The sequence below is a fragment of the Acinetobacter sp. ANC_7655 genome (assembly GCF_056784015.1).
On the sequence record NZ_JBWYJB010000014.1, the window covers coordinates 61,432 to 71,152 of the forward strand.

The 9,721-nt window shown below is 38.8% G+C and carries 9 protein-coding genes; 2 read left to right on the forward strand and 7 right to left on the reverse strand.

Annotated features, from left to right (window positions below; all coding sequences use genetic code 11):
* Positions 1–15 precede the first annotated feature (15 nt).
* The gene (locus AC1M9N_RS13005; protein WP_481954879.1) at positions 16–1,359 is read left to right on the forward strand and encodes a sensor histidine kinase; all 1,344 of its coding nucleotides are present in this window, start codon (positions 16–18) and stop codon (positions 1,357–1,359) included.
* A 68-nt stretch (positions 1,360–1,427) separates the two neighbouring features.
* Here the strand turns inward: AC1M9N_RS13005 and AC1M9N_RS13010 are convergent, their stop codons facing one another.
* The 6 genes from AC1M9N_RS13010 to AC1M9N_RS13035 form a co-directional block, all read right to left on the reverse strand.
* Positions 1,428–2,111: a response regulator transcription factor gene (locus AC1M9N_RS13010; protein WP_481596544.1), complete on the reverse strand. Its 684-nt coding sequence runs from the start codon at positions 2,109–2,111 to the stop codon at positions 1,428–1,430.
* A 10-nt stretch (positions 2,112–2,121) separates the two neighbouring features.
* Positions 2,122–2,622, reverse strand: a complete 501-nt coding sequence (locus tag AC1M9N_RS13015) for a chalcone isomerase family protein (protein WP_481954873.1) — start codon at positions 2,620–2,622, stop codon at positions 2,122–2,124.
* Entirely contained in the window at positions 2,592–3,170 is a 579-nt protein-coding gene (locus AC1M9N_RS13020) for a nuclear transport factor 2 family protein (protein WP_481954874.1), read from the reverse strand. The genes AC1M9N_RS13015 and AC1M9N_RS13020 overlap by 31 nt, the downstream gene beginning before the upstream one ends.
* Positions 3,171–3,310: 140 nt before the next feature.
* Positions 3,311–4,576, reverse strand: coding sequence for an OprD family outer membrane porin (locus AC1M9N_RS13025; RefSeq protein ID WP_481954875.1), 1,266 nt, complete (start codon positions 4,574–4,576; stop codon positions 3,311–3,313).
* A 64-nt stretch (positions 4,577–4,640) separates the two neighbouring features.
* Positions 4,641–5,987 (reverse strand): MFS transporter, encoded by a 1,347-nt coding sequence (locus AC1M9N_RS13030; protein WP_481594067.1) that lies wholly within the window; start codon positions 5,985–5,987, stop codon positions 4,641–4,643.
* Between the two features lie 365 nt (positions 5,988–6,352).
* Positions 6,353–7,162 (reverse strand): IclR family transcriptional regulator domain-containing protein, encoded by an 810-nt coding sequence (locus AC1M9N_RS13035; RefSeq protein WP_180000496.1) that lies wholly within the window; start codon positions 7,160–7,162, stop codon positions 6,353–6,355.
* A gap of 155 nt (positions 7,163–7,317) precedes the next feature.
* Here AC1M9N_RS13035 and pobA point away from each other — a divergent pair, with 155 nt between their 5' ends.
* Positions 7,318–8,508: a 4-hydroxybenzoate 3-monooxygenase gene (gene pobA / locus AC1M9N_RS13040; protein WP_481954876.1), complete on the forward strand. Its 1,191-nt coding sequence runs from the start codon at positions 7,318–7,320 to the stop codon at positions 8,506–8,508.
* A 77-nt stretch (positions 8,509–8,585) separates the two neighbouring features.
* On the opposite strand, the gene pcaU is transcribed toward pobA, so the two are convergent.
* Entirely contained in the window at positions 8,586–9,410 is an 825-nt protein-coding gene (gene pcaU, locus AC1M9N_RS13045) for an IclR family transcriptional regulator PcaU (RefSeq protein ID WP_481587829.1), read from the reverse strand.
* Between the last annotated feature and the right edge of the window lie 311 nt (positions 9,411–9,721).

Sequence of the window (9,721 nt, forward strand, 5' to 3'; positions counted from 1 at the left end):
AGAGGGTACATGTCCATGATGAGGCTATTTAGGGATAAACGCGATCATCCTTTGGGTGAGGTGTTTAACCGCTATTATTGGCTACAAATTGGTCTTATTGCCTTGTCTATTGTGATTGGGATTGGTTGCAGTGCTTGGGTCATTAAAGGAACATTGCTCACCACAGCGCTCGAACAGGAGATGGAGCATTACTGGCAGCGTATGGAGCGTAATCCAGAAGCTGCTTTACCCGACACTAAAAATTTATATGGATATCGTTGGTCCGATGACGAGTTAGCCCCCTCTGAATTTCGTAATTTAAAACTCCAATCGGGTGTACATCGACACTATATCGATGGTAAAGACCGGATGACAGTTTATGGGACACGCAATGGTAAACACGTTTTTTTAGTGTTTGGTGAAAGTAATGTTAATAAGCTTATTTGGCTGTTTGGTTTAGCGCCACTCATGGTCAGCTTATTTTTGCTATACAGTGTGCTGTGGTGGTGGAATCGCCGTGCACGCCGCTATTTTTCGCCCATCACACGCTTAGCCAATGCACTCGAACATATCGATTGGGAACATCAGAATAATCGAGCATCACCATTTAAAGAAATTAAAACAGATTCTAATTTGGAGGCTGAATATCTCAAGCAAGCACTTGAAAAATATCATCAAGTTCTAAGCGAATTCATTCAGCGTGAAAGAGAGTTTACTGGCGATGTTAGTCATGAACTTCGAACACCGCTCACAATATTGAAGGGCAATGTACAACTTTGTCAGGCCCGTTATGGTGATAACAAATCCTTTACTCGATTGCAAAACACAATTGAAGATATGCAGTTATTGGTCGATACACTTTTGGCGATTGCTCGAAATACCACAAGTAATTTACAAAGTGAAAAAACCCGTTTATCTGAACTGCTTCAAGATGTTGTAAGCGACTTGAATAGTGTCAGTTTGGCTAAAGGAATGAGTATCGATTTAAACATCGAAGTTGATGAGGTCAAACGTCATTTATATCCATCGATGACAAAAATGGTGTTTAGCAATATTTTAAGAAATGCATTGAATTACTCTCAAGGTACAAGCATTAATGTCATTCTCGAAAAAAATAAAGTGTTGGTCGCAGATAATGGTATCGGGATTGATTTACCGAATAACTCTAAGGTGCAAGAACTAACGAATCAGCAGCTGCAACTCGATATCAAAGGTCATGGTATCGGGCTACAACTGGTTCAAAAATTATGTAAACAACTTGGCTGGAGAGTAGAGTTATTTGATCGTGAATACTATTTGATGACTCATCCAAAAGTTGACTTGTCACTCAGTTCAGGACTGATTGTGGTCGTTTACTTGAATGATCAGCCTCCAAAATAGTGTATTTGGAGGAATTTGATCTGAAGTGCGAATTCAGTAGTAACTAGTTTTTTCAGTAGTAACTAGTTTTATTCAACTGCGATCTTTAGACCTACCCCTGAAACGGTGTGTATTAATTTTTGTTCAAACGGCTTATCGACCATTTTTCTTAAATTATAGATATGGCTTCTGAGTGCATCGCTTTCTGGTTCTTCATCCCCCCATAACTCAAGCATGATCTCCTGTTTAGTGAGCACTTTAGGTGAGTTTCGCATAAGTAATTTTAAAAGTTTGAATTGAATAGGTGGCAGTTCGATCATTTGACCTGCACGTGTGATTTGTTGTAAAGCAGGGTCTAATGTGAGATCGTGAATTTTGATTTGGCTGTTAGATACTTCTCCTAATGAGCGTTTGATCAGTGCACGAACACGATAAACCAATTCATTGAAATCAAATGGTTTCACTAAATAATCATCTGTACCTGCTCGGAAACCTTTTAATTTATCATCCAAAGTATCACGAGCAGTCAGCATCAGTACTGGGAGGTCGAGTCCCTGTTCGTTGCGAAGCCATTTACACAGGTCATAACCTGTACCGTCAGGTAAATTAATATCTAACAGCAGAATATGATAAGGATGTTGTTTAAGCAGTTGACGTGCCACATCCAAATTACGCGCATGATCAACCACAAAATTATGCTCTTCTAAAAATTCACATAATGTTGAAGCAAGTTCGTAATGATCTTCGACCATTAAAATAAAATGTTTAGTCATGTCGACACGATTAGTCCAATAATTGCTTTTTTAAAGTATCACTAAATGGAGACGAACCCAGCCAAATTTTAAAATAATCATTTGCATTCATGTATTGAATTTTACCCAAAATTTTTTGATTTAGACTCAAAGTTAAAGTCTGGGTCGTATGGGTATAGCTTAGACTGTAAATATCACCAGATCGAACCGGTTGATACAATTGTGTGATCTGGTCAAGCTGTTTCAACGTATTGGCTTGTTTGACATTTCGTTTGAGAAAGTGCGTTGCAGCCTTTTTAAAAGCCCATTCTGGAATATTTTGAGTATAAGCAAAGTCCATGCGAATATCTTGATTCTTCCAAGTGCTTTGACAATTTTGAGCGAAATAAGTTGCTTTACCGACATTTTTTTGTCCGACTTTGAGGTCTCCTTGACCACACTCACGCACACTTTGTGCATGCGCGAGTGGTAATAAGAATAGACTCAAAGCAGAGAGGGTGATTATTGCGATTTTTTGAAAGGTAATAACCATGCGTATAACCCTCCAGCATATGGTAGTGAGCGAAATAAGCCATCAGCTGGGTCCCAAAAGTCTTGCTGGAACACAATTTTGTCTTGCTCATTGATTTTTATTTCACTGATTCCATGTGATTCCATGCTTCGAGTTGTACCGAAGATTTTAAAATCATATGCCATACGCCAATGCACATAGGCTGAGTCGTCAAAATGTGATGTGTTGAGCAATTTGACTGAAACATTACTGACACGGTTGTTCATACCTTTGAAATGTTCGACTAGATTTTCACGCTTACTAAATTGTGAAAGTGTGTCATTGATATATAAACTGTCAGCATACAGATTGCTTGCTCGGTTAGTGAATTTAGGTGTACCTAAGGTATTGAATGCACTGGTAAAACGAACCCCTATATCTTGAGCTTTGGCAGGCGTCATGGTGATGCCTTGAACTGTCGATCTTGCTTGAGCATAATCATCAGAGTAACTTGGAATACTTGCACAGCCTGATAAAAAGAGTAGAGGAAGGCTAAATGTCGCAGCCACAATTTTTTTGACGTGTTTCATGATCTCAATCCACTAATTTATTCTTATTTTTTAATCTACTGGCAATCTTGTGAAATGGATGTGAAATTAAAATATGAGCTGTGTTCGATGAAAGATATTTGTGTTAAAGGGAGTTCCGTTGAACTCCCTTTAACTTTGTTTTATTTAAATTTCCAAGTGTAATCAATGTTGACACGCATTTCGTCATCCGACTTAAATGCCATACCTACTGGTGGGATATCGTTACGGTAGCGACTATAACGTGTACGAATATTTAAACCTTCGAGTTTACCCGTTGGAACACGATAGCTGAGTTCAAAATCTAGAGCATCTTGTTCAAACGTCTGATTGTCGGTGTTACGAATTTCAATATCATCGCCTTTACTATAGCGAGTCATAAACTTTAGACCTTTCAATGAAGTGTCTTTAAAGTCATAGTCATAGCGTGCGTGATAGACTTTTTCATTAATGTTGGTGAAATCAGCACTCATACTATCTAAGAACACTGCTGGCTCTGAACCCGCTAAGGTCGGAAGAGCTGTATCACCAAAAGACTGCATATAGCCCAAACTGAAAGTATGATTGTTACGGTTAAGCCCAAAAATACCGCTCAAATGTTGATTTTCAATATGTCCTGCACGAGCTTGACCTGAGTCTTCACTCACAAACAGGCGTACATCCCCTAATAAATGCCCAATACCTATATCATGTTTGCTTTTTGCACCAATGAAATTTTGGTGATAAACATCATGAAGGTTGGCATGAAAGAGTTGCGCACTAATTTGATCGTTAAATTTATATTCAGCACCAAGCATGTGTAAGCCAGATGATTCGGCAGCAGTCTTAAATCGATTATTAGGATTGCCAACTTTAATTTTTTCATAATCTGTTGAATCACGTTGATTCACACGATCCACATACAGGGCATGAATTTTCAAATTATCTACTTCGTTGATTTGAAGATGTGTACCTCGATAATTTTGCTGGAATAAACGAGCTGGTGAAGAGAACAAAACAGGGAACATTGGTGCGAGTGTACCCCCATGTAAAGTCGATTTGCCCACTTTCGCTTTTGCCGTCCAGCGAATTTCTCCATACTGATCAGCTTTACCTGATGGACTGCTTGGTAGTAATCCCGAAGCTGCATAATCGTCGGCATCACTGCCTAAAAGATTAAAACCGGCCAGTGCCATAATGTCTAAACCTAGTCCTACGGTACCTGGTGTATAGCCTGAATTAGCTTTGAAGATAAAACCTTGAGCCCAGTCTTTCTGATCTTTACCTGATTCATCTTGTGTATATGCGCGATCAAAATAAAAATTGCGAGCTGTTAGATTGACTGATGATTCATCTATAAATGAATTTGCTTGCGTTGTTGATAGAAATCCAGACGCAATTACCCCTAAAAAGATTGCAGAAAATCTCATTATTGTCCCTATATGAAAAGTGGAGCTAGACGTCTTGTCTAGCTCTAAAGTATTAAAAAAATGATTATGCAGATGTTGGTTGTTGGAAATGCAATTGTGCAGTTTCTTTATTTTTGAGTTTTGAAATGCTTAATACCATGATAATGGCTGCAACGAATGCCAACGCATAATAACCGTAAAGTACAAGTGATGAGATACCACTGTCGAGGAAAGCACCTGCTACCAGTGGAGACAAAATACCGCCTACACGACCAAAACCAATCGCATAACCAACACCAGTCGCACGAACATCAGCATCATAGATTGCAGGAGACATCGCATATAGACCTGCGACACATCCGTTTGACATCATGCCAAGGAATAAAGCGAGAATGAATGCGATCATGAGTGAACCAGTACTGTTCACAAATAACCAGATCAAGATTGCAGTTAAGGCAAGGAAAGCCGCTTGAACATAGTAAATACGGATACGTGAACTAATCAGACCTAACAGCGCAGCACCAAACATACCGCCAGCACTAATCAGGACACCTGCTGTTACACCTTGTTCAGTGGTCATTCCATTTGCAGATAAGATTTTTGGTGTCCAACTCATGACGAAGTAGAAACCAAACATAACGAAGAAGAAACTAAACCAGATACAAATCGTTTGAAGTGCCAATTTAGGGCTGAACAAACGTGCCAAACCACTCTTTGCTTGTTCGCTGGTCATAGTGACCGTAGGAAGTTGCTGTAATGGGGTAATATTGATTTTCTTTGCTAAAACATTAATACGTTCTAGAGCATTTTTTGGCTGTTTAACCAAAAGGTAATCAAGTGATTCTGGTAAGGTGAAATAAGACACGACCAACATGAATAAAGTCGCTAAACCACCTGTTAAGAAGACTGCACGCCATCCGAAATTGCTGATAAGCGCAATTGCAATAATCCCACCAACGGTTGCACCAATCGCGTAACCTGTACATTGTAAGCTGACTGCGAGACTTCTCCAACGCAGAGATGCGTACTCACTTGCAATAACATTACTACTTGCGAGAATACCGCCGATGCCTAAACCAGTCACAAAACGCATCATGCCAAGTTGCATTGCAGTCTGAGCAAATGATGCTGCAACCATACTTACTCCAGAGATAAGTAGGCAAAGTAAGATGAGTGGGCGGCGACCGATTTTGTCAGCCCAAGGTGCAAGAAATAGTGAGCCAGCACCCATACCAAATAGGCCAGCACTCAATAGTGCACCAAGTTCAGCGCCAGTCAGTCCCCACTCGGCAGAAACAGATGCAGCAGTAAAGGCCATGACAAGAACGTCAAAGCCATCAATAACATTTAATAAAATACAGATACCGATAACAAACCACTGAAACCCATTCATGGTCTTGTTATTCATTTCCTCACGCGGGTTCTGAACCATTTACTTTCTCCATGGAATAAGACCTCATTGAAAAGCACTACGTGTGGCATGTGATTACATGTCATAAACGTAGGCAGACTTCAGAAGTCATCCTAGTAATGTTTAAGGTGTTCATCGCAGTCAGAACCCGTCCATATTCTGGTATTGATGAAATAATCAACACGTCTGCAATGTGCATGAATTTAGCATTATTGGATCCAAATTCAAGCAAAAAAATATTAACTTAGATATATTTTAGATTAAATGGATCCATATTTGCGAAGAAGTACTTGAAAAATATACTAAAGTACTAGGGATTAAAAAAATGAACGCCTCAGTTAAAGAAAGGAAAAAAATCTTAAAAGTTCATTCGAATCTTCCGAATTTTATAAAATAGCGCGCAAATCATGAGCTACTTGTTTAAGCTGGGGCAAAATATTTTGGATTAAATATGTTTCTGTAATTCTGTGGCTGGATCCGATACAGTTGAGTGCGGCTACAGTATCACCTTGCATGTTGAGAATAGGGACAGCTAAAGCAATAATTCCCAATTCATGTTCTTCTGTAGAAATGCAATAGTCTTGTTTTTGAACAGTTGCAATAGTGTTTATAAACTTTTGATGATCTATGATGGTAAAAGGCGTTAATCTCTTGAGTGGATATTGTGCAAGCCATTGATTAAGTTCATCATGGCTCAATCTTGAGAGTAGTATTTTACCTGTTGAGGTGGCGTAGGCTGGAAGGCGATTACCTAGATGAATACCCAACGGACTCATTTTAGATGATTCGTTCTGTTGAGGAACACTTTTCGCAACAGGTACTACTTCATGTTCATCGAGTACCGTGACTGAATAGCTCAGTGCAGTTTTGATACTGAGTAAATTCAGCATAGGTTGAGCGACTTTTGGCAAATATGCAGAGCTTAGATAAGCACTTGAAAAGCGTAAAACTTTGTAGGTGAGCCAATAAAAATGTTCATCTGTGTCTAAATAACCTAAAAATTTTAAAGTTCTTAAATATCGTCGTGCTGCGCTGCGACTCAATCCTGTACGTTCAGCAATTTGGGTGACATTTAATTTTTGACGTTCAACACCAAAGCACTCTAATAGATTCAAACCTTTAGCAAGGCCTGCAATATAATCATCATATTGAATTACTTCTTTATTTTTAGCATTTGAAATCAATTCATTGCGCATGATATTGCTCTGATTTACACCCTTTAATTCTGATATCTTGTCCGATGATCGGTCATTTGTCACTAAATTCGGTCGTATTTAGGGCTAAAGTCTAGTACCTCAGTTGGAATTTCATTAGGTTTTACAAAAGGAAAAAAATTGAGGGTGTTTGCAATATGGAAATTTTAAAAACCAAAGTCGCGATTATTGGTTCAGGTCCAGCAGGTTTATTACTCGGTCAATTGCTATATAAAGCGCGTATTGATCATATTTTAATTGAACAGCGCAGTGCTGAATATGTTGCCAGTCGAATCCGTGCTGGGATTTTAGAGCAAGTTTCAGTAGATTTATTGACTGAAGCTGGTGTAGATCAGCAACTCCGTGAAAAAGGGTTACCTCATCAGGGTATTGAAATTCTAACCAATGGTGAAAAGCATCGTGTTGATTTAACGCAGTTGACGGGTGGTAAACAAGTTACGGTATATGGCCAAACTGAAGTCACCAAAGATTTAATGCAGGCTCGCACAGCGGCTCAACTCACTTCATACTATGAATCAGCTAACGTTCAAGTACATGATTTCTACGGTCAACCAAGTGTTACTTTTGAGCATAATGGTCAGCAAGTTAAAGTTGAATGTGATTTTATCGCAGGTTGTGATGGGTACCATGGTGTGTGCCGTGCCAGTGTGCCAGAAGACAAAATTAAAACTTTTGAGAAAGTCTATCCATTTGGCTGGTTAGGGGTATTGGCAGATGTACCTCCTGTTGCGGAGGAACTAATTTATGTGCAATCTGATCGTGGATTTGCATTATGCAGTATGCGTTCTAACACGAGAAGTCGCTATTATCTACAAGTACCGTTAACGGATAAAGTTGAAAACTGGTCAGATGAGCAATTTTGGCAAGAGTTAAAAAATCGTCTAGATCCTGAAAGCCGTGAAAAGCTCGTGACTGGTCCATCAATTGAGAAGAGTATTGCTCCATTACGTAGTTTTGTCACTGAGCCAATGCGTTTTGGTAAAATGTTCTTGGCGGGTGATGCTGCTCATATTGTACCGCCAACAGGAGCTAAAGGTTTAAACCTCGCTGCATCTGATATTGCGTATCTTTCTCAAGCTCTCATTGAATATTATCAAACGGGTTCTGAGCAGGGGATTGAGCAGTATTCTGAAAATTGTTTAAAACGTGTATGGAAAGCAGAGCGTTTCTCTTGGTGGATGACTCATTTATTACATCGTTTTGAGACAGAAACCGAATTCGAGCATAAAATCAAACAAGCTGAATTAAGTTATATTCTTGGTTCAGAAGCAGGGCAAACTACGCTTGCTGAAAACTATGTTGGACTACCACTCCAAAAAGCGAGTTAATCCTCGACGTTAAGCTTAATCCATTGGCTATTTTTTAGCGCACACCAAATTGCTCCACAATTTGGTGTGTTTTTTTATTAAACAAATTGTCTAAATTCAATCGAGGTTTGCTGTAATAAGGGCAGAATATACTGAATTAAATATTCCTTACTTGTTTTACCTGTCGGTGACACAATGTTTAATGCTGCGACAACATCAGCACGATGATTGTGAATAGGTACAGCCAAAGCATGTACGCCTAACTCATGTTCTTCAGCTGAGTAACAATATTCATCAGCTCTAACTTCTGCTAATAATTTTATAAATTTCTCATTATCGGTATACGTATATTTGGTGAGTGCTTTGAGTGGATATTTTTCCAACCATTCTTGTTGTGCTTCCTTGGATAAATAACTTAATAAAATTTTCCCTGCAGATGTGGCATGAGCGGGTAGTCGGTTACCTAAATGTAATCCATAAGGATTAACACGATCAGTCTGTTGATGCGCTGCACTACGTGCAATCGTAATAGCTTCGTAGCCATCTAATACCATCACGGAATAAATGAGAGAAGTTTGCTGAGTAAGTAAATTCAACAATGGCTGAGCAATTTTAGGCAGCTGTGCACCACTTAAATATGCACCTGAAAACTTTAAAACTTTAGGTGTTAAATAATAGTAATGACCATCAAACTCTAAATAACCTAAATATTCTAAAGTCATTAAATGTCGCCTTGCAGCGGCTCGAGTCAACCCTGTTTTTTCTGCAGCCATGGTCACATTTAAACGGTGACGGTCATTTGCAAAACAATCCAAGATAGCAAGTCCTTTGCTGATACCTGCAATAAAGTCTTCATGACGAATCCACTTTTTATTATCTGGATTTTGAAGTTGTCTGTTCCTTGAGTCTGATTCTGTAGACACAGCATTTTCCTTGCTATTTTAAAAATTGAATTATTGATGCTGATTTAGAATCTTGAGCAATATACTCAAGATATTGTTCGATCATCGAACAAAAAAACTGTAAATCGTACAAAAAACTTTTTTCAAGGTAGCTCAAGCTTTTTAATTTATCAAGAATGGAGTGACGGAATCCAAGCGATTTAGTTGCATATTTCAATCTCCGTCCAGATTGAAATTGCGCTAATCGTGGATTCCCCAAATATTAAAATATGTTGTACAGAGGGAGTTGTTGGATGATCGATAAATCGTCACAGTCTTTAGTTGAAGCTTTA

Coding starts and splice junctions, on each gene's coding strand:
- AC1M9N_RS13005 (WP_481954879.1), top strand. CDS start 16: ATGATGAGGCTATTTAGGGATAAACGCGATCATCCTTTGGGTGAGGTG.
- AC1M9N_RS13010 (WP_481596544.1), bottom strand. CDS start 2,111: ATGACTAAACATTTTATTTTAATGGTCGAAGATCATTACGAACTTGCT.
- AC1M9N_RS13015 (WP_481954873.1), bottom strand. CDS start 2,622: ATGGTTATTACCTTTCAAAAAATCGCAATAATCACCCTCTCTGCTTTG.
- AC1M9N_RS13020 (WP_481954874.1), bottom strand. CDS start 3,170: ATGAAACACGTCAAAAAAATTGTGGCTGCGACATTTAGCCTTCCTCTA.
- AC1M9N_RS13025 (WP_481954875.1), bottom strand. CDS start 4,576: ATGAGATTTTCTGCAATCTTTTTAGGGGTAATTGCGTCTGGATTTCTA.
- AC1M9N_RS13030 (WP_481594067.1), bottom strand. CDS start 5,987: ATGGTTCAGAACCCGCGTGAGGAAATGAATAACAAGACCATGAATGGG.
- AC1M9N_RS13035 (WP_180000496.1), bottom strand. CDS start 7,162: ATGCGCAATGAATTGATTTCAAATGCTAAAAATAAAGAAGTAATTCAA.
- pobA (WP_481954876.1), top strand. CDS start 7,318: ATGGAAATTTTAAAAACCAAAGTCGCGATTATTGGTTCAGGTCCAGCA.